This is a genomic window from Arsenicicoccus dermatophilus (assembly GCF_022568795.1).
GTDB lineage: Bacteria > Actinomycetota > Actinomycetes > Actinomycetales > Dermatophilaceae > Arsenicicoccus > Arsenicicoccus dermatophilus.
The window spans coordinates 2,661,184-2,682,518 of record NZ_JAKZHU010000001.1 but is presented as its reverse complement, the minus strand read 5'-3'; the positions used below and the strand labels follow the sequence as shown (position 1 = coordinate 2,682,518).

The 21,335-nt window shown below is 72.5% G+C and carries 23 protein-coding genes and 3 tRNA genes; 21 read left to right on the top strand and 5 right to left on the bottom strand.

Annotation, left to right across the window (positions count from 1 at the left end; genetic code table 11):
* Positions 1-18 precede the first annotated feature (18 nt).
* Positions 19-1,368, top strand: a complete 1,350-nt coding sequence (locus tag MM438_RS12445; RefSeq protein ID WP_241452905.1) for a hypothetical protein — start codon at positions 19-21, stop codon at positions 1,366-1,368.
* 16 nt (positions 1,369-1,384) lie between these two features.
* On the opposite strand, the gene MM438_RS12440 is transcribed toward MM438_RS12445, so the two are convergent.
* Complete coding sequence (locus MM438_RS12440) at positions 1,385-2,425, bottom strand: Gfo/Idh/MocA family protein (protein ID WP_241452904.1); 1,041 nt, start codon at positions 2,423-2,425, stop codon at positions 1,385-1,387.
* A gap of 23 nt (positions 2,426-2,448) precedes the next feature.
* Between MM438_RS12440 and MM438_RS12435 the strand changes: the two genes are divergently transcribed.
* Positions 2,449-3,069 (top strand): YigZ family protein, encoded by a 621-nt coding sequence (locus MM438_RS12435; RefSeq protein WP_241452903.1) that lies wholly within the window; start codon positions 2,449-2,451, stop codon positions 3,067-3,069.
* On the opposite strand, the gene MM438_RS12430 is transcribed toward MM438_RS12435, so the two are convergent.
* Positions 3,066-4,142 (bottom strand): AbrB family transcriptional regulator, encoded by a 1,077-nt coding sequence (locus tag MM438_RS12430; RefSeq protein ID WP_241452902.1) that lies wholly within the window; start codon positions 4,140-4,142, stop codon positions 3,066-3,068. The genes MM438_RS12435 and MM438_RS12430 overlap by 4 nt on opposite strands.
* 147 nt (positions 4,143-4,289) lie before the next feature.
* On the opposite strand from MM438_RS12430, the gene MM438_RS12425 reads away from it, so the two are divergent.
* From MM438_RS12425 to MM438_RS12410, 4 genes are all read left to right on the top strand, one after another.
* Positions 4,290-4,841: a biotin transporter BioY gene (locus MM438_RS12425; RefSeq protein ID WP_241452894.1), complete on the top strand. Its 552-nt coding sequence runs from the start codon at positions 4,290-4,292 to the stop codon at positions 4,839-4,841.
* Between the two features lies 1 nt (position 4,842).
* Positions 4,843-5,529: an energy-coupling factor ABC transporter ATP-binding protein gene (locus MM438_RS12420; RefSeq protein WP_241452891.1), complete on the top strand. Its 687-nt coding sequence runs from the start codon at positions 4,843-4,845 to the stop codon at positions 5,527-5,529.
* Between the two features lies 1 nt (position 5,530).
* Entirely contained in the window at positions 5,531-6,130 is a 600-nt protein-coding gene (locus tag MM438_RS12415; protein ID WP_241452889.1) for an energy-coupling factor transporter transmembrane component T family protein, read from the top strand.
* Positions 6,131-6,197: 67 nt separating this feature from the next.
* Positions 6,198-7,400, top strand: a complete 1,203-nt coding sequence (locus MM438_RS12410; protein WP_241452888.1) for a pyrophosphate--fructose-6-phosphate 1-phosphotransferase — start codon at positions 6,198-6,200, stop codon at positions 7,398-7,400.
* Positions 7,401-7,551: 151 nt separating this feature from the next.
* Here the strand turns inward: MM438_RS12410 and MM438_RS12405 are convergent, their stop codons facing one another.
* Together MM438_RS12405 and MM438_RS12400 are read right to left on the bottom strand one after the other, a co-directional pair.
* A complete protein-coding gene (locus MM438_RS12405; protein ID WP_241452887.1) occupies positions 7,552-8,640 on the bottom strand; it encodes a 2-oxoacid:ferredoxin oxidoreductase subunit beta in 1,089 nt (362 codons plus the stop codon).
* A complete protein-coding gene (locus tag MM438_RS12400; protein WP_241452886.1) occupies positions 8,637-10,544 on the bottom strand; it encodes a 2-oxoacid:acceptor oxidoreductase subunit alpha in 1,908 nt (635 codons plus the stop codon). Before MM438_RS12400 ends, MM438_RS12405 begins: the two co-directional genes overlap by 4 nt.
* 313 nt (positions 10,545-10,857) lie before the next feature.
* Here MM438_RS12400 and MM438_RS12395 point away from each other — a divergent pair.
* From MM438_RS12395 to MM438_RS12370, 6 genes are all read left to right on the top strand, one after another.
* Positions 10,858-10,930, top strand: a tRNA-Thr gene (locus MM438_RS12395).
* A 32-nt stretch (positions 10,931-10,962) separates the two neighbouring features.
* Positions 10,963-11,039, top strand: a tRNA-Met gene (locus tag MM438_RS12390).
* A gap of 58 nt (positions 11,040-11,097) precedes the next feature.
* Positions 11,098-11,268: a 50S ribosomal protein L33 gene (gene rpmG / locus MM438_RS12385; RefSeq protein ID WP_338155550.1), complete on the top strand. Its 171-nt coding sequence runs from the start codon at positions 11,098-11,100 to the stop codon at positions 11,266-11,268.
* Between the two features lie 114 nt (positions 11,269-11,382).
* Positions 11,383-11,835, top strand: a complete 453-nt coding sequence (locus tag MM438_RS12380) for an FAS1-like dehydratase domain-containing protein (RefSeq protein WP_241452885.1) — start codon at positions 11,383-11,385, stop codon at positions 11,833-11,835.
* A complete protein-coding gene (locus tag MM438_RS12375; RefSeq protein ID WP_241452884.1) occupies positions 11,832-12,278 on the top strand; it encodes a MaoC/PaaZ C-terminal domain-containing protein in 447 nt (148 codons plus the stop codon). Before MM438_RS12380 ends, MM438_RS12375 begins: the two co-directional genes overlap by 4 nt.
* Positions 12,279-12,297: 19 nt before the next feature.
* Positions 12,298-13,371: a UDP-N-acetylmuramate dehydrogenase gene (locus MM438_RS12370; RefSeq protein ID WP_241452883.1), complete on the top strand. Its 1,074-nt coding sequence runs from the start codon at positions 12,298-12,300 to the stop codon at positions 13,369-13,371.
* 112 nt (positions 13,372-13,483) lie between these two features.
* Here MM438_RS12370 and MM438_RS12365 read toward each other — a convergent pair whose 3' ends face one another.
* The gene (locus MM438_RS12365; protein ID WP_241452882.1) at positions 13,484-14,512 is read right to left on the bottom strand and encodes an adenosine deaminase; all 1,029 of its coding nucleotides are present in this window, start codon (positions 14,510-14,512) and stop codon (positions 13,484-13,486) included.
* 94 nt (positions 14,513-14,606) lie between these two features.
* On the opposite strand from MM438_RS12365, the gene MM438_RS12360 reads away from it, so the two are divergent.
* From MM438_RS12360 to rplL, 9 genes are all read left to right on the top strand, one after another.
* Complete coding sequence (locus tag MM438_RS12360) at positions 14,607-15,737, top strand: CapA family protein (RefSeq protein ID WP_241452881.1); 1,131 nt, start codon at positions 14,607-14,609, stop codon at positions 15,735-15,737.
* A gap of 89 nt (positions 15,738-15,826) precedes the next feature.
* Positions 15,827-15,899 (top strand) — tRNA-Trp (locus tag MM438_RS12355).
* Positions 15,900-15,932: 33 nt separating this feature from the next.
* Positions 15,933-16,175 carry a preprotein translocase subunit SecE gene (secE, locus tag MM438_RS12350; RefSeq protein ID WP_241452880.1) on the top strand — a complete coding sequence of 81 codons (243 nt, stop codon included), beginning with the start codon at positions 15,933-15,935 and terminating at the stop codon, positions 16,173-16,175.
* Positions 16,176-16,247: 72 nt separating this feature from the next.
* Positions 16,248-17,060 (top strand): transcription termination/antitermination protein NusG, encoded by an 813-nt coding sequence (nusG, locus tag MM438_RS12345; protein ID WP_241452879.1) that lies wholly within the window; start codon positions 16,248-16,250, stop codon positions 17,058-17,060.
* Positions 17,061-17,146: 86 nt separating this feature from the next.
* Entirely contained in the window at positions 17,147-17,587 is a 441-nt protein-coding gene (gene rplK / locus MM438_RS12340) for a 50S ribosomal protein L11 (RefSeq protein ID WP_241452877.1), read from the top strand.
* Positions 17,588-17,717: 130 nt separating this feature from the next.
* Positions 17,718-18,437, top strand: coding sequence for a 50S ribosomal protein L1 (gene rplA / locus MM438_RS12335; protein WP_277627970.1), 720 nt, complete (start codon positions 17,718-17,720; stop codon positions 18,435-18,437).
* Between the two features lie 100 nt (positions 18,438-18,537).
* Entirely contained in the window at positions 18,538-19,617 is a 1,080-nt protein-coding gene (locus MM438_RS12330) for a hypothetical protein (RefSeq protein ID WP_241452876.1), read from the top strand.
* Between the two features lie 319 nt (positions 19,618-19,936).
* Entirely contained in the window at positions 19,937-20,545 is a 609-nt protein-coding gene (rplJ, locus tag MM438_RS12325) for a 50S ribosomal protein L10 (protein ID WP_241452875.1), read from the top strand.
* Positions 20,546-20,614: 69 nt separating this feature from the next.
* Positions 20,615-21,007: a 50S ribosomal protein L7/L12 gene (rplL, locus tag MM438_RS12320; protein WP_241452874.1), complete on the top strand. Its 393-nt coding sequence runs from the start codon at positions 20,615-20,617 to the stop codon at positions 21,005-21,007.
* The last annotated feature ends 328 nt before the right edge of the window (positions 21,008-21,335 follow it).

Sequence of the window (21,335 nt, the reverse complement as noted above, 5' to 3'; positions counted from 1 at the left end):
CCGGGACTCGGGGTCGCCGTGGTCTTCGTCGTCGTCGCCGCAGGGGTCCTGCTGGCGATCCGGCTGCTCGCACGGGTCACCATGTCCGGGGTGCTCTCCTCCTCCGTGCGGCGGCGGGGTCGTCCCCGCTGGCAGCAGCACCTCGGCTGCTGGGCGACGCGTGCTGCGCTCGTCACGTCCCTCGTGGCGGTGGGCTTTCTCGCGGTCATCTGCGTGACGGCAGGGTCCCGCCCCGTGTCTCCCACCGGGAGCCCGCTCTACTCCACGACGCTCCTCGCCGTCGGGCTCCTCGCGGCCAGCGCCCCGGTCACCGTGACCTGGCTGGCCCGACGAGTCTGCGAGGCGGCGCACCGAAGCCGGCTGCTGCTCCTTCGCCACGGGGCCCGTGCTGCCTCCTACCACTGGCCCACGGTGTCCCGTCTCGTCACGGTCATGGTGGTGACCGTCCTGACCTGCGCCATGTGCGGCACCTTCCTGGTGTGGGTGCGGGTGGTCACCGAGCAAGGTCGACCGACGGTGGCCGTTCAGGTGCCGCTGGAGTCTGTCGCCGCAGACGGGCGAGCGGTCCTGCGGTCCGTGGTGCGCGGGGACGCGGCGGTCACCTACGCAGTGGACGGGCCACGGGACAGCTTCTTCAGGGTGGAGCTCGCGGGTGGCCCCCGGGCCGGCCGACCGTGCGGCGGCGGTCCCTGCCGGGGGCCGTTGCCGGCGGGCATCCGCTCGCTGTCGATCCCCCTCACAGGCCACCGGGTGCACTCGCTGACGCTGCTGTCGATCCCGGTCGACCTGGAGCTGCCTGAGGGGGAGGTGAGGCTGCCGCTCGAGGAGAACGGCTGGGCCTGGCAGCTGGCGCAGGGAACCGTGATCCAGGAGATCCCGACCGGGAGCGCCGAGTACGACCGCCGGACCCAGGCCATTCACCAGGCACTGCCCGAGGCGGAGCTGCGTGCCTGGGGCGGACAGTCGGCCTATGCGCTGGCCCGCGAGCAGGCCATGATCCTCAACCTCGGTGTCATGGCGGCTGCGGTGCTGTGCTTCCTGTCCTTCGTGCTCGTCCTGGACCGGATCCAGGAGTCTGCTCGTGCCTCCACCAACAGCCTGGTGGCGCTGGGGACCTCGACGTCTTTCCTGCGCGGGCGCCGGACGGCGATGGCCCTGCTGCCGATCGGGGTCGGCGGTGTGGGTGGGGTGCTGGTGGCCACGCTGTCGTCGTGGGCCGTGCTGTCGATGTACGGTCCTGACCAGATCGCCGCGCGGTCCCTGTGGTGGGCGCTCGGCCCCGCCGCGGGCGCGGTGGCTCTCGTCTGCGGGTGGGCGTGGCTCCGAGGGGGCCACCGCTTCGAGCGACAGCTGCTCGGCTCCGACTGACCTACCGGCGGTAGGTCTAGAGCGGGACGCCGATCTGGCGCCGCACCTCGTCGAGCAGCTCCATCACGGCGACCGACTCGTCCAGGGGGAGGAGCGGCGACTCGCGCCGACCCTCCGCGACCAGCGTCGCCAGGTGGGCGGCCTCGTGGCACAGGCCGAGGTGCCCGCGGATCGTCGGCTCCGGACCCTCGACCACCTCGCCGGCGCGCGACACCAGCCGCACCCGCCCGGGCTGGTAGAACTCGCCCGCCAGCTCGACCCGCGCCAGCGACCCCGAGACCGAGGCGGTGGTCGGCGTCCTGGCCGCCAGCGTGGTCGTCAGCACCGCGTGGGCCGACGGTGCCCGGTCGAAGCCGGCGAGGATCAGCGACGCCTGCCGCTCCACCCCGGTGAACGCCCGGGTCCCGGCCGCGAGCACCTGCCTCGGCAGCCCGACCAGGTCCACCGCGAAGGCCACGGGATAGATCCCCAGGTCGAGCAGCGACCCGCCCGCCAGCTCCGGGGCGAACAGCCGCGACGTGCGGTCCTCGCCGAACCACTGCCCGTGGTCGGCCTGCACCGTCTCGATCTCGCCGATCTCGCCGGAGCGGACGAGCTGCCGGACGACGTCGGACTGCGGCAGGAAGCGGGTCCACATCGCCTCCAGGCAGGTCACGTCCGCGGCCCGGGCGGCGGCCACCACCTCGCGCGCCTCGGCCGCGGTGCGCGTGAAGGCCTTCTCCACCAGCACGTGCCGCCCCGCCCCGATGGCGAGCAGCGCGTGGTCGCGGTGCTCGCTGTGCGGCGTCGCGACATACACCGCATCCACCTCGTCGTCCGCCACCAGCGCCTCGTAGCCGCCGTGGGCACGCGCCCCGCCCACCTCCTCGGCGAACGCCCGGGCCCGCTCCATCGAGCGCGACCCGACCGCGACGATCCGGCTGCGCGTCCAGCGGTGCAGCCCCTCGGCGAAGGCCCGGGCGATGCCGCCCGGCCCGATCACGCCCCACCGCAGCGGGAGAGCCTCGGCGGGGTCGGGCACGCGGCTGGGGGGCAGGGTGAGAGGCAGGTCGCTCATGGTCACGAGCCTAGGATGACCGGATGGCCGAGACCTATCGCACCATCGCCGCGCCGGTCGACGCCGAGGTCGAGGCGAAGCGGTCGCGGTTCCTCGCCCGGCTGGAGCCGGCCGCGACCGAGGACGCCGCCCGCGAGGTCGTCGAGCGGGCCCGCAAGCAGCACTGGGACGCCCGGCACCACTGCTCGGCCTTCGTCCTGGGCCCGGACGCCATGACCGAGCGCTCCTCCGACGACGGCGAACCCGCCGGCACCGCGGGCGCGCCCATGCTCGAGGTGCTGCGCGGCCGTGAGCTCACCGACGTGGTGTGCGTGGTCACGCGGTGGTTCGGCGGGACCCTGCTGGGGACCGGTGGGCTGATCCGGGCGTATGGCGACGCGGTGCGCGCCGCGTGCGAGTCCGCGCGGGTGGTCGAGCGGCGACTGCTGCAGCGGTGCACGCTCGCCGTGGGCCATGCCGAGGCCGGGCGCGTGGAGTCGACGTTGCGCGCCCGCGGCGTCCACGTCGACGGGGTGGACTACGCCGCGGCGGCGACCTTGCGGCTGGACGTGGCGCCGGGGGAGCGGGCGGCGCTCGCGCAGCTGGTCGCCGAGCTCACCTCGGGCGCCGGGGTGCTCGTGGACGGGCCGGTGCACTGGGTCTAGCTCGACCCGGCACGTCGCGCCCCCGCCCGCGCCCGCAGCCATCGCGCCAGCAGCGGGGCCAGCGCCAGGATCGCGACCAGGCGCGCCAGCTGCACCGCGAAGACGTACGTCGGCTCGGCGCCGGTGCTCGTCGCGGTGGCCAGCACGGCGAAGAGCCCGCCCGGCGTGGTCGCCAGATAGGTGGTCAACGGGTCGACGCCGGTCGCCCGCGAGAGCACCGCGCCGAGCAGCCCGCACCCGAGCATGACCACCGCGATCAGCGCCAGCCCGGTCGGCAGGAGCCGCCGGATCGCGCCGAGGCTGTCGCGGTCGAGTGTGAGGCCCACCTGCAGCCCGACGACCAGCATCGCCAGCGCGGTGAGCGGCGCCGGTGAGGCGGCGGGCCCCAGACCGCCCCACAGCGCGAGCCCACCCGCGACGGCCATGGGCCCGATCAGGGTGAAGGTCGAGACCGGGATCGCCCGGGCCAGCACGAGGCCGAGCCCCACCGACACCGTCACCATGACCAGGCTGGGTCCGAGGGGCGCGGCGACCGTCGTCCGGGCCACCTCGCGCCCGGCGGGGTGGAAGGCCATCCCCACCACGACCGGCAAGGACACGATCACCAGCAGCACCCGCAGGTGCTGCAGGACCGACACCACCCGTGCGTCCGCCCCCAGCTCGTCCGCGATGGCCGTGATCCCCGAGGCCCCGCCCGCGATCATGGAGAACACCCCGGTCGCCTCCGACACCCGGTGCACCCGCGCCAGGACGACCCCCGAGGCGAGGCTGAGCGCCAGGGTCACCACGACCACGGCCACCACCGAGGGCCAGTCGGTGGCGACCTGGCGCAGCGCGGTCACGGTGACGGTCTCGCCGATGGTGACCCCGATCAGCGCCTGGGACAGCAGGACCGACCACCGGGGCAGCGTCGGCACCGGCCCTCGGGCCAGGGCCGGCACCGCGCCCCCGACCAGCCCGGCGAAGAGCGACGGCGAGGGCAGGCGCAGCGCCGTGAGCACGACCTGCACCGCGAGCCCGGCACGGACGGCGGCGGCCAGGACGCGCGGGCGCTGCGGCATCAGGAGGGGCACCACCGCAGCCTAGGCGCCCGACGGCCCGGGACCCGGCGAGCCGCTGAACGGCGTTCAGGTAGGCTGGTCGATCGCCATACCCGCTCGTCGACCGAGGTCTCGATGTCCCCCGCCAGCTCGACCGCACCCCCCGCCCGCAGCAGCCGTATGACGGCCCGAGACCTCGCCCTGGTCGCCGCGTTCTGCGCGCTGATCGTGGCGCTCGTGCCGGTCAAGGTCCCCGTGGGCGGGGCCGCCCCGATCGTCCTGCAGAACCTCGGCATCATGCTCGCGGGCGCCGTCCTCGGGGCCCGCCGCGGATTCCTCGCGGTGCTGCTCTTCCTGGTGCTGGCGCTCGCGGGGCTCCCGGTGCTCGGCTCGGGCGCTCGCGGGCCGGCGATCCTGACCGGCCCGACCGTCGGCTATGCCCTGAGCTATCCGCTCGTCGCCCTCGTCATCGGCTGGCTCGTCGAGCGGGCGCCGCGCCCGGTGCAGGCGTGGCAGGCCGTGCTCGCCGCGGTCGTGGGCGGCCTCGTCGTCTGCCACGCCCTCGGGATCCCCGGGATGGCCTGGCGCTCGGCCCGGCTCGACCTCGCGGGGGCCGCGGCCTTCGCGCTGACCTTCCTGCCCGGCGACCTGGTCAAGGCCGTGATCGCCGGGGTCGTGGCCGCCGCGGTGCACAAGGCCGTCCCCGACCTGCTCCCGGCCCGACACCGCTGACGTGCCCACCATCCGGCTGGAGGGCGTCGGCCATGCCTACGGCGAGCGCCGCGTCCTGGACCGTGTCGACCTGACGCTGACCGAGCCGCGCGTCGGGCTGGTCGGCGCCAACGGGTCCGGCAAGTCCACGCTGGCCCGGATGCTCAACGGGCTGGTCACCCCCACCGAGGGGCGGGTCCTGGTCGACGGCCTCGACCCCGCGCGCGAGGGGGCGGCGGTGCGCCGCAAGGTCGGGTTCGTCTTCCCCGACCCGGAGGCGCAGATCGTCATGCCGACGGTGCGCGAGGACGTGGAGTTCTCGTTGCGGCGTCGCCCCGACCTCACCGACGCCGACAAGCGGCGCCTGGTGGACGAGGTGCTCGCGCGCTACTCCCTCGCCGACCACGCGGATCACCCCGCGCACCAGCTGTCCTCGGGGCAGAAGCAGCTGCTCGCGCTCGCCGCGGTCCTCGTCACCCGCCCCCACGTCCTGGTCTGCGACGAGCCGACGACCCTGCTCGACCTGCGCCACTCCCGCCAGGTCGCCCAGGTGCTCGCGACCCTCGAGCAGCAGGTCGTCCTGGTCACCCACCACCTGTGGCTGCTCGACGGGTGGGAGCGCGTGATCTGCATCGACGAGGGGCGCGTCGCGGCGGACGGGCCGGCGGCCGAGGTCCTGCCGTTCTACCAACGGCTCATGGGGGCCTGAGGTGCTGACCGGGGCTCATGCCGACGGCACCTCCGTCCTGCACCGGCTGCCCGTCCCCGCCAAGCTGCTGCTCCTCGCGGTGTTCCTGGTGCCGGTGTCGCTCGTCCAGGAGCCGTGGATGACGGGCGTCTCGGCGCTCGTCGTGCTGGCCGCCTACCTCGGGTGCCGGATCCCGCTGCGGCTCGGGTGGGGCGAGGTGCGGCCGCTGCGCTGGTTCCTGGTCTTCATGGCGCCCTTCCAGGCGTGGAGCGGCGGCTGGCAGGCGGTGGTGGTGACCTGCGGCGGTATGGCGGTGGCCGTGGCCGCGGCCGGCCTGGTGACGCTGACGACGCGGGTGTCCGAGATGCTCGCCGGTGTCGAGCGCCTCGTCTCCCCGCTGCGGCACGTCGGGGTCTGCCCGGAGCGGGTCGCCCTCACCGTCAGCCTGGCCCTGCGCACCGTCCCCGTGATCGGGAGCCTGCTGCAGGAGACGCTGGACGCTCGACGGGCGCGGGGGCTGGGCCGGTCGGTGCGGGCGGTCGCGACGCCTCTCGTCATACGCACCGTCCGTCATGCCGACCGGGTCGGTGACGCCCTCGCCGCCCGAGGTGTGGACGACTGACCGGCCTGGATAGGCTGGTGACGACGACGACGTCCCCGATCCATCCCTTATCTCGAGGAGTCTGCCCATGACCATCAAGCGCGTTGCCATGCTGACCGCAGGCGGCTACGCCCCCTGCCTGTCCGCCGCGGTCGGCGACCTGATCGAGCGCTACACCGAGGTCATGCCCGAGGTCGAGCTGATCGGCTACCGCCACGGCTACCACGGGGTCCTCACCGGCACCTACACCGTCTTCGACGAGGAGACCCGGCGCAACGCCGGCCTGCTGCGCGACTTCGGTGGCAGCCCGATCGGCAACTCGCGCGTCAAGCTCACCAACGCCAAGGACCTGGTCGCGCGCGGTCTGGTCAAGGAGGGCGACAACCCCCTCGAGGTCGCCGCCAACCGCCTCAAGGAGGACGGCGTCGACGTCCTGCACACCATCGGCGGCGACGACACCAACACCACCGCGGCCGACCTGGCCGCCTTCCTGCACGAGCAGGGTTACGAGCTGACCGTGGTCGGTCTGCCCAAGACGATCGACAACGACATCGTCCCGATCCGGCAGTCGCTGGGCGCCCAGACGGCCGCCGAGCAGGCGTCGATCTTCGCGCAGAACGTCATCGCCGAGCACGGCTCCAACCCGCGCATGCTCATCGTCCACGAGGTCATGGGCCGCAACTGCGGCTGGCTGACCGCGGCCGCCGCCAAGCACTACATGGAGTGGCACGGGCAGCAGCAGTGGCTCCCGCAGGCCGGCCTGACCCCCGAGCGCTGGGCCATCCACGGCGTCTACGTCCCCGAGGTGCACGTCGACCTGGACCGCGAGGCCGAGCGCCTCAAGAAGGTCATGGACGAGATCGGCAACGTCAACATCTTCCTGTCCGAGGGCGCGGGCGTCGACGACATCGTCACGGCCATGGAGGCCGCGGGCGAGGAGGTCCAGCGCGATCCCTTCGGCCACGTCAAGCTGGACACCATCAACCCCGGCAGCTACTTCGCCAGCCAGTTCGCGGACAAGCTGCAGGCGGAGAAGAAGATGGTCCAGAAGTCCGGCTACTTCTCCCGCTCGGCCAAGGCCAACGACACCGACCTCGCGCTGATCAAGCAGATGTGCGACGTCGCCGTCGAGGCCGCCCGGGCCGGCACCCCCGGCGTCGTGGGTCACGACGAGGAGCGCGGCGACGAGCTGCGGGTCATCGAGTTCCCGCGGATCGCGGGCCACAAGGCCTTCGACGCCTCGCAGCCGTGGTTCCAGGAGCTGCTGCGCCAGATCGGCCAGGAGGCCTGACCCCGCCTCGGGCCCGGTCCTTCGGCGTACGGCGAAGGACCGGGCCCTCGCCATTTCCCCGCCCAGCGGCTCAGGCCACCGGCCTGCCCCACGGCCTGGCGGTGGGCGGCCCGCTGTCCACCGCGCTTGCGGACCGGCCCGAGGAGCGAGGTCAGCCGATGGTCCAGGTGTCCTTGCCGCGCAGCAGCGCCTCGACGTCGGCGTCGCCGGCGGGCCTGCCCACCGATGCCTGGGCGCCGGCGATCTGGCCGCGGACGAGGTCGTCGTACGTGGGCCGGGTCACGGACCTGAAGATCCCCATGGGCACGTGCAGCTGGTCGCCGACGTCCAGGCGGGACAGCGCGAACGCCGCGGTCGGGTCGGCGGCGTCGGTGTGGTGCACCACGATCCGCGAGCGACCCGCCTCGTCCAGGGAGGCCTCGTCGGTCACCTCGAGGGAGCCGTCCTCGCGGCGGACGACGACCTGGTGGGCGCCGACCCGGACCGGCTGGCCGTCCTCGAGGTGCACGAGCCGGACGGCGGCCTCGCCGCGGTCCTTGAGCATCTGGAAGGCGCCGTCGTTGAAGATCGGGCAGTTCTGGTAGATCTCCACGAAGGACGTGCCGCGGTGCTCGGCGGCGGCGCGGAGCACCGCGATCAGGTGCTTGCGGTTGGCGTCCATGGTGCGCGCCACGAAGGTCGCCTCGGCGCCGAGCGCCAGGGAGACCGGGTTGAACGGCGCGTCGACCGACCCCGCGGGCGTGGACTTGGTGACCTTGCCGACCTCGCTGGTGGGGGAGTACTGCCCCTTGGTGAGGCCGTAGATCTGGTTGTTGAACAGCAGGATCGTCATGTTGACGTTGCGGCGCATCGCGTGGATCAGGTGGTTGCCGCCGATGGACAGCGCGTCGCCGTCACCGGTGACGACCCACACCGACAGGTCTGGGCGGGCGGTGGCCAGGCCGGTGGCGATGGCGGGGGCGCGGCCGTGGATCGAGTGCATCCCGTAGGTGTCCAGGTAGTACGGGAACCGCGAGGAGCACCCGATCCCGGACACGAAGGCGATGTTCTCCCGCTTCAGGCCCAGGTCGGGCAGGAAGGACTGCACGGCGGCCAGCACGGCGTAGTCCCCGCACCCGGGGCACCAGCGCACCTCCTGGTCGGAGGTGAAGTCCTTCTTGGACTGGGCGGGCTCGCCGTCGTCCAGGCGCGGGACGCCCGCGAGGCCGTGGTTCGGCATACCGAGGTCGATGGTCGTCATGAGCGGGCCTCCTGCCCAGGGGTCACGCGGGGGGTGTGCTGCGGGTCGAGCTCGCGCAGCGCGTCGTGGACGGCGTCGGCCAGCGCCGCGGCGGTGAACGGCAGACCGCGCACCTGGGTCAACGCCCGGACGTCCACGAGGTATGCCGCGCGCAGCAGCGCGGTGAGCTGCCCGAGGTTCATCTCGGGGCAGATCACCCGGTCGTAGCCGCGCAGCACGTCACCGAGGTTGGCGGGGAAGGGGTTGACGTGCCGCAGGTGGGCCTGGGCGACGGTGGCCCCGGTCGCGCGGGCGTGCCGGATCCCGGCGCTGATCGGGCCGTACGTCGAGCCCCACCCCAGCATCAGCACCCGCGCGTCGCCGGTGGGGTCGTCGACGACCACGTCGGGCACGGTGACGCCGGCGACCTTGGCGGCCCGCAGGCGGGTCATCCGGTCGTGGTTGTCGGGGTCGTAGGAGATCTCCCCGGACACGTCCTTCTTCTCGATCCCGCCGATGCGGTGCTCCAGCCCGGCCGTGCCGGGGATGGCCCACGGGCGGGCGAGGGTCTCGGGGTCGCGCAGGTAGGGGCGGAAGACCGGGACCCCGTCGTCGTCGGTGGCGTTCGGCTCGGTGGCGAACCCGGGGTCGATCGTCGGCAGGTCCGCCAGGGCGGGGATCTGCCAGGGCTCGGACCCGTTGGCGAGGTAGCCGTCCGACAGCAGGATCACCGGCGTCCGGTAGGTCACCGCGATCCGCACGGCCTCGACCGCCGCGTCGAAGCAGTCCGAGGGGGACTGGGCGGCGATCACGGGCACGGGCGCCTCGCCGTTGCGGCCGTACATCGCCTGCATCAGGTCGGCCTGCTCGGTCTTGGTGGGCAGGCCGGTGGAGGGGCCGCCGCGCTGGACGTCCACGACGACCAGCGGGATCTCCAGGGAGACGGCCAGGCCGATGGTCTCGGACTTCAGGGCCAGGCCCGGGCCAGAGGTGGTGGTGACGCCCAGCGCCCCGCCGTAGCTCGCGCCCAGGGCGACGCCGATGCCGGCGATCTCGTCCTCGGCCTGGATCGTGGTCACGCCCAGGCGCTTGAGCCCGGACAGGACGTGCAGGACGTCCGACGCCGGGGTGATCGGGTAGGCCCCGAGCACGAGCGGCAGACCGGCCCGGTGCGCCGCGGTCGCCAGGCCGTACGCCAGCGCCGTGTTGCCGGTGATGTTGCGGTAGAGCCCCTGACGCATCGGCGCCGGTCCGACCTCGTACGACACCGCGAAGTCCTCGGTCGTCTCGCCGTAGGCGAAGCCGGCCCGCAGCGCCGCCAGGTTGGCCGCCAGCATCTCGGGACGGGTGCCGAACTTCGCTGCGAGGAAGCTCTCGGTGGCCTCCAGCGGGCGCGTGTACAGCCAGGACAGCAGCCCGAGGGCGAACATGTTCTTGGAGCGCTGCTTGTCCTTGCGGGTCAGCGGGTGGTCGGCGAGGGCGTCGACGGTGATGGAGGTCAGGGGCAGCGCGTGCACGTGGAAGCTCTCCAGCGTGCCGTCCTCGAGGGGATTGGCGGCATACCCGACCTTGGCCAGGTTGCGGGTCGTGAACTCGTCGCTGTCGGCGATGATCGTCGCGCCGCGCGGCAGGTCACCCAGGTTGGCCTTGAGCGACGCGGGGTTCATCGCGACGAGCACGTCGGGGTTGTCGCCCGGGGTGAGCACGTCGTGGTCGGCGAAGTGCAGCTGGAAGCTCGAGACGCCGTGGATGGTCCCCTGGGGCGCCCGGATCTCCGCGGGGAAGTTCGGCAGCGTGGACAGGTCGTTGCCGAGGATCGCGGTCTGCGACGTGAACCTGTCGCCCGTCAGCTGCATCCCGTCGCCGGAGTCACCGGCGAACCGGATGACGACGCGCTCCAACCGATGGACGTCCTTGCTCGTCATGGGTGCGGTCTCACTTCGCTCTCGGATCAGGTATGCCGCTGCCAGGCTTCGGGGCACGCCGCTCGACGGGTGCCTCCTGGGGGGCACGACGACCCATCGTAGGCGCGCGGACCTGTGCCATCGGTGTTGGTCACCTGGGAGCGACCCCGGACCGGGTGGGGGGAGGGTGCACAGCCCCACGCTGAGGTGTCTGCGCAGGCCAGGGGGCGGTGGTCACCTCGATTTCACTGGGCGGCCAAATCCGTGTACCTTGGTCGTCGCGCTCCAAGAGAGCGTGCAGTGCCGAGCGCCGACCTCCATATCGAGCGTTCGGGCCCCCTTAGCTCAGTCGGCAGAGCGTTTCCATGGTAAGGAAAAGGTCGTCGGTTCGATTCCGACAGGGGGCTCCGCAGGTCTGGCTCATCGCTGGATTTGTCCTGGCGGGGTAGCTCAGCTGGTTAGAGCGCACGACTCATAATCGTGAGGTCGCGGGATCGAGCCCCGCTCCCGCTACCAAGTTCATCCCATCCGATCGGTCACCCCGCCGATCACCACTTCGAGAGCAGGTTGCCCCGTGGCTAGCAAGTCCGCTGACGTCCGCCCCAAGATCACGATGGCGTGCACTGACTGCAAGGAGCGCAACTACATCACCAAGAAGAACCGGCGGAACAACCCCGACCGCATGGAGCTCGCGAAGTTCTGCCCGCGCTGCAAGAAGCACACCGCGCACCGCGAGACCCGCTGAGCGCACCCCGAAGCATCCCGAGCGCCGTCCCTCCACCGGAGGGACGGCGCTCGTCGTATGTCCGAACCCGCTCGGACGCGCGAGTAACCCGAAAGGGTGGCTAGGGTCCCCGCCATGGCAGTCAACGAGTCCTTCGCGGGGCGCCGCTATCCCCCCACCGCCCCCTACCAGGTGGGGCGGGCCAAGATCGCCGAGTTCGCCTCGGCCGTCGGCGCCTGCGACCTGGTGCACACCGACCGCGAGGCCGCCCGTGGGCGCGGCTACGCCGACGTCGTCGCCCCGCCCACCTTCGCCGTCCTGATCGCCCAGCAGGCGGACCGGCAGCTGATCGAGGACCCCGAGGCCGGCATCGACTTCTCCCGCGTGGTCCACGGGGAGCAGCGCTTCGTGCACCACCACCCGCTCACCGCGGGCGACGAGGTGACCGCCGTGCTGCACGTGGACACCGTGCGCCTCGTGGGTGGCCACGCCATGGTCACCACCCGCAGCGAGCTCACCACCGTCGACGGCGACCCCCGCTGCACCGCCACGAGCACCCTGGTGATCCGGGGGGAGGAGCGACCATGACCGCCGCCGAGCCGGCCCCCACCCGTCCGGTCCCCGCCGACCTGGCCACCGTGGAGCCCGGCCACCGGCTGCCCGGCCGCACCGCCCACGTCACCCGGGCCACCCTGGTGGCCTACGCCGGGGCTTCCCTGGACCGCAACCCGATCCACTGGGACGAGCGCTTCGCCCAGGGTGTCGGCCTGCCCGACGTGATCGCCCACGGGATGTGGACGATGGGCGCCGCGATGCAGCTCGTCGTCGACTGGTGCGGGGACGCCGGGCGCGTGATCGAGTGCTCGACCAAGTTCGTCGCGCCCGTGGTGGTCCCGCACGACTCCGGCGCCGACGTCGAACTCGGCGGGGTCGTTCGCTCGGTGGCCGACGGACGGGCTACGGTCGAGGTGTCCGCGACGTGCCAGGGCAAGAAGGTCCTCGGGCGCGCGCTGGCTGTCATACGCCTCTGACCGATCGCGAAGGACCCCCATGCAGGTCGACCACGACGTCCCCCTCGCCACCCTGACGACGATGCGGGTGGGTGGCCCGGCCCAGCGGCTGGTGACCGTCACCACCACCGACGAGCTCGTCGACGCGGTCCGCGAGGTCGACGACGCCGACGAGCCCCTGCTCGTGATCAGCGGTGGGTCCAACCTGGTGATCGCCGACGAGGGCTTCGCCGGCACCGTGGTCGTGGTGCGCACGTCGGGGGCGCAGGTCGAGAGCCAGGACCTCTGCGGCGGCGCCTTCGTCCGGGTCGCGGCGGGGGAGCCCTGGGACGGTCTGGTCGAGCGTGCCGTGGAGGAGGGCTGGGCCGGCATCGAGGCGCTTTCCGGCATCCCGGGCCTGACCGGCGCCACTCCGGTGCAGAACGTCGGCGCCTACGGGCAGGAGGTCGCCCAGACCATCGCCCAGGTGCGGGTCTACGACCGGCACGAGGGGCGGGTGCGCACGTTCACGAGCTCGGACTGTGCCTTCGCCTACCGGCACTCGGCGTTCAAGGGCACCGACCGCTATGTCGTCCTCGACGTCGCCTTCCAGCTGGAGGTGGGGGACCTCTCGCGCCCCGTGGCCTACGCCGCGCTGGCCGACGGGCTCGGTGTCGAGCTCGGCGCCCGGGTTCCCCTGGCCGATGCCCGCGCGGCAGTGCTGGAGCAGCGTCGGCAGCGCGGGATGGTCCTCGACCCGCAGGACCACGACACCTGGTCCTGCGGCTCCTTCTTCACCAACCCGATCCTGGACGAGGAGGGCTGGGAGGAGCTCGCCCGACGCGCCACCGCCCGGCTCGGCGCGCAGGGCCCGGTGCCGCCGCGGTTCGCCGCGGGCGAGGGCCTGGTCAAGACCAGCGCCGCCTGGCTCATCGACAAGGCGGGCTTCGGCAAGGGATTCGGTATGCCGGGGCCTGCGGCCCTGTCCACCAGGCACCCCCTGGCGGTCACCAACCGCGGGCCGGCCTCGGCGGCGGACGTCGTGGCCCTCGCCCGCCAGGTGCGCGACGGTGTGCAGGAGACCTTCGGCGTGACCCTGGTCAACGAGCCCGTCTTCGTCGGCCACTCCCTGTGACCTACCGCCGGTGGTCGGGTCCGCCGGGCTTCGTCGCGCAGGCGGGTCCGACCGCCGCCCGCAGGCCTGCGCGCGCCGCCTCGGCGTCAGGCGCTCCGGGGCGGGCGTCCGCTCAGGCCGGCAGTCGCAGCCACGCGTCGACGTCCGCCTCGGCCCGGGCGACGACCTCCCGCGGCGCCGACGACGCTCGCAGCGACATCCGGGCCAGGGCCGCCAGCTCCTCGTCGTCGAGCCCGTGGACCTCCCGGGCCGTGGCGTACTGGTCGACCAGCCGACTGCCGAAGAGCAGCGGGTCGTCCGCCGCGAGCGCCACGGACACGCCCGCGTCGAGGATCGGTCGCAGCGGCACCGCGTCGGCCGTGTCGTAGACCCCCAGCGACACGTTGCTCCCTGGGCAGACCTCCAGGGCCACCCCCTCTCGCGCCAGCCGGTCCAGGACCCGCGGGTCCTCCGCCGCCCGCACCCCGTGCCCGATCCGGTCGGGGACGAAGGCCTCCAACGTCTGGGTCACCGCCTCGGGGCCACGCAGCTCGCCCCCGTGCGGGACCAGCGCCAGCCCGGCCGCCCGGGCGATCCGGAAGGCCGGCTCGAAGTCCTCGGTGACCCCGCGGTGCTCGTCGTTGGACAGTCCGAAACCCACCACCGTCCCGGCTCCCTCCCCGGCATACCGGCTCGCCAGTCGCGCCAGCGTCCGCGCGTCGAAGGGGTGCCGGATCCGGCTGGCCGCGACCACCACGCCCACCCCGATCCCGGACTCGGCGCTCGCCGCCGCAGCTGCGTCGAGGACCAGCTCCAGCGCCGGCGTCAGGCCCCCGCAGAAGGGCGCATAGCTGGTCGGGTCCACCTGGAGCTCGAGCCAGCGCGACCCCTCGGCCGCGTCGTCGAGGGCCGCCTCGAGCACGATCCGGCGCATCGCCTGGGGGCTGCGCACGCACGCCCGCGCCGCGTCGTACAACCGCTGGAAGCGGAACCAGCCACGCTCGTCCACGTCGGCCAGCCGTGGCGGGTGCCCCTGGGTGAGGGCGTGCGGCAGCCGTTGACCGTGCTCGCGGGCCATCTCGACCAGGGTCTCCGGGCGCATCGATCCGGTGAAGTGCAGGTGCAGGTGGGCCTTGGGCAGCTGGTCGAGAGGTCGGGCCATGCGTCCATCCTGCCCGCCTCGGTCCGCCGTCTGCTCGTACGCCGGGTCCGCGCGCCGGATGGCAGCAGCAGCGAACATGGCTGACAGTTGCCTCATGCCTACGAAGAGGTGCATCGCGAGGTGGTCCGAGGGGATGCCCGCTCTCGCCGTCCTGGCTGCGGCGGTGCTGGCCGCCTGCGCCGGGGCTCCCGCCGCCCAGGACGACCCCACGCGCGCTCCGGCGGGGCGGACAGCCCCCGCGGTGGCCCCTCCCTCGGCCGGGGGAGGGGCGCACCCGACCTCCGGTCGCCCTGGGCCGTCGGCGATCACCCTGGCCTTCGCCGGGGACACCCAGGCCCACGGCGTCGCGGGACGCGTCAACGAGCACGGGCTGGGCGAGGCCGGGAGGGTGTTGGCGCAGGCCGACCTGGCCATGGTCAACCTGGAGACCGTCGTGGCCGAGGACACCTCCGGGCTCGTCCCGCAGCCGAAGCCGTTCACCTTCGTCACCGACCCGCGGATCCTCACGACGCTGCGCCAGTCCGGCGTGGACGTGGTGACGGTGGCCAACAACCACGGCATGGACTTCGGGCAGGAGGGGATGGCGCGGATGCTGCGGGTCAAGGCGTCCTCGCCGCTGCCGATGGTGGGCCTGGGCAAGGACGAGCGTGAGGCGTGGGCTCCCTGGGTGACCTCCGTCCGCGGCCGCCGGGTGGTGGTGCTGGGCGCCACCGACGTGCTGGACGCCCACCTGGACTGGAAGGCCACGGCGACCGCGCCCGGCCTGGCCAAGGTCAAGGACGACAGCGGTATGGCGGGCCTGCTGGAGGGCGTCCGAGCCGCCCGGGCCTCGGGGCCGGACACCGTGGTGGTGGTCTACCTGCACTCGGGCATCGAGAAGCAGCGCTGTCCCACCCCGCGGCAGCGCGAGACCGCCCGGTTGCTGTCGGCGGCGGGCGCCACCGTGGTCGTCGGCAGCCATGCCCACATCACCCAGACGACGACGCGGGTGGGGGAGACGGCCGTGGCCTACGGGCTCGGGAACTTCGTCTTCGGCAGCGGAAGCCCGGAGACCACCGAGACCGGTGTCCTCACGGTCTCCGTCCCCTCGGCGGGACCGCCCGCCCTCGCCTGGTCACCCGCCCGCATCGAGGGCGGGCTGCCGCGCCTGCTGCACGGGGCCGAGCGTGATCGCGGCCTGCGGCGGTGGGAGCGCCGAGGGGAGGGGTGTCCGGACGTCGGTTAGCGTCGGGGCCCGCGGGTGACGTATGCTCGTCTCTTGGATGGTCGGCGGCGCATCCGGGTGCTCAGCTCCCGCGCCGGCGAGCCTTTCCTAGGGTAGTAGCTCAATTGGTAGAGCACCGGTCTCCAAAACCGGCGGTTGGGGGTTCGAGTCCCTCCTGCCCTGCTGAGTAGGCAACGTCTGACGAAGGCAGGGACTGTGAGCGAGGTCAACACCACCCGTGGTGCCACTCCCGCGGCCCGGCGTGGCTTCTTCGGGCGCATCGCTCTCTTCATCGCCCAGGTGATGGACGAGCTCCGCAAGGTCGTCCGACCCACGCGGGACGAGCTCATCACCTACACCACGGTCGTCCTGGTCTTCGTCATCGCGATCATGCTGTTCTGCGCGGTGGTCGACTTCGGCGTCGGCAAGCTCGTCTTCTGGGCCTTCGCCGGGAGCTGACGGCGATCCGGGCGCCGTGTCCAGCGCCCTGGGCGACCAGCCCGACCACCAGCAAGGAAGTAGGCCCGCACCGTGTCCGACCAGCCCTCGCACGACCCCTTCGCCCCCAGCGACGAGGCCGAGGACCTCGACGTGTCTGCGGAGACCGAGGCGACCGCTGACGAGCCCGAGCAGCCGGTCGCCGAGCCCGCCACCGCCGAGGCCGAGGCCGAGGAGCCCACGACGGACAGCCCGGCGATCACCGACGCGCCCGCGGTGAACCCTCTCGAGGAGTTCAAGCGAGACCTGCGCATGCTCGAGGGCGACTGGTACGTCGTGCACTCCTACGCGGGCTACGAGAACCGCGTCAAGACCAACCTGGAGACCCGCGTCACCAGCCTCAACATGGAGCCCTACATCTTCCAGGTGGAGGTTCCCATGGAGGAGGTCGTGGAGATCAAGAACGGTCAGCGCAAGACCGTTCGTCGCGTCCGGATGCCTGGTTACGTGCTCGTCCGCATGGACCTCACCGACGAGAGCTGGGGCGCGGTCCGCCATACCCCCGGTGTCACCGGCTTCGTCGGCCACACCCACCAGCCGGTGCCGCTGAGCCTCGACGAGGTCGTCACCATGCTCGCGCCCAAGTTCGAGGAGCCGGCCGCACCTGCCGCGCCCGGCGGCTCCCCCGCGGACCAGGGTGCCGGTGGCCTCCAGCCCGCCCGCCCCGCGGTGGACGTCGACTTCGAGGTCGGCGAGTCCGTCACGGTCATGGAGGGCCCCTTCGAGACCCTCGACGCCACGGTCTCCGAGATCAACGTGGAGACCCAGAAGCTCAAGGTGCTCGTCTCGATCTTCGGCCGGGAGACCCCGGTCGAGCTGGGCTTCAACCAGGTCGCCAAGATCTGATCGAGTCCCACCGTCCTGCGGCAGACCGCAGGGCTGCAACCGGGTCATCGCCCACGGCGTCGGCCCACCACCTAAGGAAGTAGCACATGCCTCCCAAGAAGAAGGTCTCCGGCTTCATCAAGCTGCAGATCCAGGCCGGCGCAGCGACGCCCGCCCCGCCCGTCGGCCCGGCCCTCGGTCAGCACGGCGTCAACATCATGGAGTTCGTCAAGGCCTACAACGCCGCGACGGAGTCCCAGCGTGGCAACGTCATCCCGGTCGAGATCACGGTCTACGAGGACCGCTCGTTCACCTTCATCACCAAGACCCCGCCGGCCGCCGAGCTGATCAAGAAGGCCGCGGGCGTCCCCAAGGGTTCCGGCGTGCCCAACAAGACCAAGGTCGCCACCCTGACGGCCGACCAGATCCGTGAGATCGCCCAGCAGAAGATGGAAGACCTCAACGCCAACGACATCGAGATGGCTGCCCGCATCATCGCCGGCACCGCTCGCTCGATGGGCATCAACACCCCCGGTTACGAGTCCTGATCTCGTGACCTTTCCGGCCGCGTCCTGCAGGGCGCGGCCGGAAGCCGTGGCAGGGCCAGGCGCTGGCCCGACGACCACACCTCCACAGGGCGATCTCCCGGGACGCCCACCACACCAGCAGGAGCAGATCATGAAGCGCAGCAAGACCTACCGCGCCGCCGCCGAGCGGATCGACGCCGACACCCTGTACTCCCCGCTCGAGGCCGTCCGCCTCGCCAAGGAGTCGGCCACCACGAAGTTCGACTCCACCGTCGAGGTCGCGTTCCGCCTCGGCGTCGACCCCCGCAAGGCCGACCAGATGGTCCGCGGCACCGTCAACCTCCCGCACGGCACGGGCAAGACCGCTCGGGTCCTCGTCTTCGCCAACGGCGACAAGGCCGAGGCCGCCCGCGCCGCCGGCGCCGACTTCGTCGGCTCCGACGACATGCTGGAGAAGGTCCAGGGCGGTTGGCTCGACTTCGACGCCGTCGTCGCGACCCCGGACCTCATGGGCAAGGTCGGCCGTCTGGGCAAGGTGCTCGGCCCCCGTGGCCTGATGCCCAACCCCAAGACCGGCACCGTCACCATGGACGTCGTCAAGGCCGTCAACGACATCAAGGGCGGCAAGATCGAGTTCCGCGTCGACAAGCACGCCAACCTTCACTTCATCATCGGCAAGGTCTCCTTCGACGAGAAGGCCCTGGTCGAGAACTACGCCACGGCGCTCGAGGAGGTCCTCCGCCTCAAGCCGTCCGCGTCCAAGGGCCGCTACATCACCAAGGCGACCATGGCGACCACGATGGGCCCCGGCATCCAGCTGGACCCCAACCGCACCCGCAACCTCACCTCCGAGGAGGAGGGCCAGGCCTGAGCCTGATCCTCGCATGATCGACGCCCGGACCGTTCGCCGCGGTCCGGGCGTCGTCGTGCCTGGGCCGTAGGACGCCGCTGCGCGGATAGGATCGGCGATCATGCGCCGTTCCCCTGCCGCCTCCACCCGCCGGCCCGGGCCGTGGCTCGTGGCGACGGCCGTCGTGCTGGCCCTGTCGGGATGCGTCGCCGGTTCGCACACGACGCGTTCCACCTTCGGAGCCACCTCGTCGAGCGCGTCCGGCACGCCGACCACCCGGCTGCCCGTGGAGGGCGCCAGCCTCGCGGGCAGCACGCCGGACCCCAACGCCCAGCCCATCCCCACGGGGGAGGGCGTCCCGGGGGACGAGCTGGCGCAGCAGATCCGCACCCAGGTGGCGGCCAAGGGCTCGGTGCGGATGTCGATGTCCACCGTGGCCGGCGCGGGTGAGGCGCGGGTGGACACCCGGACCAGGGCCGCGCAGGTGTCGGTGACGACCGGGGGCCGGACCGTCACCCTGGTCACCCTGGGCGGGCGGACCTGGGTCAAGGGCGCAGGAACTGTCGAGGTGGCGCTGCCGGCACCGACCAGCACGGCTGCCGGAGCTCCGCCTGCTCGCCCACGCACGGACACCCGCCACTGGCTGCTGCTCGATCCGGGCGGGGCCGATGCGATCAGCCGAGCCCTCGGCACCCAGGCGCAGGCGGCGTCCCAGGTCGATCCCGGTCGCTTCACCACGATGCTCCCCGGTCTCCTCGGGGACCGCACCCCCCGCGGCGAGGGCACCCAGACGGCATTCTCGGTGCCGCCGACGCAGTACCTCGATGCCGTGGGTGCCCCCGCGGCGCTGCGCAGCGCCGTGACCCGCCAGGTGCGGCTGGTGGTGGTGCAGGACCGGCAGGGGGTGCTCACCTCGGTCGTCGCCACCGTCCCCACGGCTCGCGGGGAGATCGTGGACCGGACCGAGTACTCCCGCTGGGGGGAGCCGGCCGAGATCGAGGAGCCGCCGTCCGACGACGTGGCCCCGGCTCCGGGCAGCCCGGTGGCTCAGGACCGCAGCACGACGGCACCCACCGGGTCCAGCACTCCCGGCGGTCTGGCGTCTGCCTCGTCCGGTGACGCTCCCGGGCCGGAGGCATCCCCGTCGACGGACAGCCCTGCCACCACCGGGTCGCCGACGACCGGGCCTGCCCCTCGCTGAGCACGCGGCCCCGCTCCCACCCCGCGCTGGGGCAGGACGCGGTGGGGACTGCCTGGCGCCCGGCGACACCTGCGCGGCGGGCCGACGATTTGGTCGCCGACCCTGACTGCCCGTACTCTTGCCAGGACCAATGACCGCCGGTCTGCCGTCCCGCCGCCTTCGGGCGACGTGCGGCACGAAGGTCCCACGAGGGGCGTCCAGCGTAGGTGACCGTGACCGATGCCCGGCGGCTTGTCCGTCAACGTCATTCGAGCCCCGTGCGCCTGCGCCGGGGCTCTTCTCATGTGGCTACCGGCTTCACGCTACGGAAGGAGGCCACATGGCAACCGCTGACAAGCAGACTGCCATCGCCGAGATCACGGACAAGTTCCGTGGCTCGAGCGCGGCCGTGCTGACGGAGTACCGCGGTCTGACCGTGAAGCAGCTCTCCGAGCTGCGCGGATCGATCCGTGAGCACGCGACCTATGCCGTGGTCAAGAACACGCTGACCCGGATCGCTGCGAAGGAGGCCGGAATCACGGCCTTCGACGAGCACCTCTCGGGCCCGAGCGCCATCGTCTTCGTGACGGGCGACCCGGTCGAGACGGCCAAGAGTCTGCGTGACTTCGCCAAGGCCAACCCGGCCCTTGTCATCAAGGCCGGTGTGCTCGACGGGAAGCCGTTGAGCACGGAGGAGATCACCAAGCTCGCGGACCTCGAGTCCCGCGAGGTGCTCCTCGCCAAGCTGGCGGGCGCCATGAACGCCTCGCTCAGCAAGGCTGTCTACCTCTTCGCCGCACCCCTGTCGCAGACGGCCCGCGTGGTCGACGCCCTGCGCCAGAAGGTCGAGGCCGAGGGTCCCGTCGCGGCTGCTCCGGCGGCCGACGACTCCGCCGAGGCCCCGGCCGAGGCTACCGACGACGTCGCCGCGGGTGGCGACGAGAGCTGATCTGCCTCACGGCAGCTCGCTCGCACCACACACCAGCCACTCACGGCACAGACTAGGAAGGAAGCCACCATGGCTAAGCTCACCACCGACGAGCTCCTTGACGCCTTCAAGGAGATGACCCTGATCGAGCTCTCCGAGTTCGTCAAGCAGTTCGAGGACACCTTCGGCGTGACCGCCGCCGCCCCGGTCGCGGTTGCCGCCGCCGGCGCCCCCGCCGCGGGCGGTGGCGACGCCGCCGCTGCCGAGGAGAAGGACGAGTTCGACGTCATCCTCACCGCTGCCGGCGACAAGAAGATCCAGGTCATCAAGGAGGTCCGCGCGCTGACCTCTCTCGGCCTCAAGGAGGCCAAGGACCTCGTCGACGGCGCTCCCAAGCCCGTTCTCGAGGGTGCCAACAAGGAGACCGCCGAGAAGGCCAAGGCTGCCCTCGAGGGCGCCGGCGCCACCGTCGAGCTCAAGTGATCCGAGGCCGGATCACCTCCGGCTGACGCTCTGCCACGGGGCGGGTCCCACCTTCGGGTGGGGCCCGCCTCGCTGCGTCCCGACTGCTTCCCGGCTGTGGGGCGGCAGGGCGGCAAGGGGCCGGGGCGAGGCCCCGGACGCCGGGACGGCGCCCTCGCCCGCCCTCGGCATACCGTCTCCGGGCCAGGGGAAGGCTCGCAGACCGCGTCGACCTGGGTGTGTCAGGAGGCGATCCGCTTGACGGCGACCGCTCGCCGACCCATAGTGATGGGGCGTCGGCCACCGCCGAGGTCGAGCCCGGGTGTCACACCTGCGCGTGCTCCCTCCG

Coding starts and splice junctions, on each gene's coding strand:
- MM438_RS12405 (WP_241452887.1), bottom strand. CDS start 8,640: ATGACGACCATCGACCTCGGTATGCCGAACCACGGCCTCGCGGGCGTC.
- MM438_RS12380 (WP_241452885.1), top strand. CDS start 11,383: ATGGCAGTCAACGAGTCCTTCGCGGGGCGCCGCTATCCCCCCACCGCC.
- MM438_RS12375 (WP_241452884.1), top strand. CDS start 11,832: ATGACCGCCGCCGAGCCGGCCCCCACCCGTCCGGTCCCCGCCGACCTG.
- MM438_RS12425 (WP_241452894.1), top strand. CDS start 4,290: ATGACGGCCCGAGACCTCGCCCTGGTCGCCGCGTTCTGCGCGCTGATC.
- MM438_RS12330 (WP_241452876.1), top strand. CDS start 18,538: ATGCGCCGTTCCCCTGCCGCCTCCACCCGCCGGCCCGGGCCGTGGCTC.
- rplL (WP_241452874.1), top strand. CDS start 20,615: ATGGCTAAGCTCACCACCGACGAGCTCCTTGACGCCTTCAAGGAGATG.
- MM438_RS12370 (WP_241452883.1), top strand. CDS start 12,298: ATGCAGGTCGACCACGACGTCCCCCTCGCCACCCTGACGACGATGCGG.
- MM438_RS12365 (WP_241452882.1), bottom strand. CDS start 14,512: ATGGCCCGACCTCTCGACCAGCTGCCCAAGGCCCACCTGCACCTGCAC.
- MM438_RS12435 (WP_241452903.1), top strand. CDS start 2,449: ATGGCCGAGACCTATCGCACCATCGCCGCGCCGGTCGACGCCGAGGTC.
- MM438_RS12440 (WP_241452904.1), bottom strand. CDS start 2,425: ATGAGCGACCTGCCTCTCACCCTGCCCCCCAGCCGCGTGCCCGACCCC.
- rplJ (WP_241452875.1), top strand. CDS start 19,937: ATGGCAACCGCTGACAAGCAGACTGCCATCGCCGAGATCACGGACAAG.
- rplK (WP_241452877.1), top strand. CDS start 17,147: ATGCCTCCCAAGAAGAAGGTCTCCGGCTTCATCAAGCTGCAGATCCAG.
- rplA (WP_277627970.1), top strand. CDS start 17,718: ATGAAGCGCAGCAAGACCTACCGCGCCGCCGCCGAGCGGATCGACGCC.
- MM438_RS12360 (WP_241452881.1), top strand. CDS start 14,607: ATGCCTACGAAGAGGTGCATCGCGAGGTGGTCCGAGGGGATGCCCGCT.
- MM438_RS12410 (WP_241452888.1), top strand. CDS start 6,198: ATGACCATCAAGCGCGTTGCCATGCTGACCGCAGGCGGCTACGCCCCC.
- MM438_RS12400 (WP_241452886.1), bottom strand. CDS start 10,544: ATGACGAGCAAGGACGTCCATCGGTTGGAGCGCGTCGTCATCCGGTTC.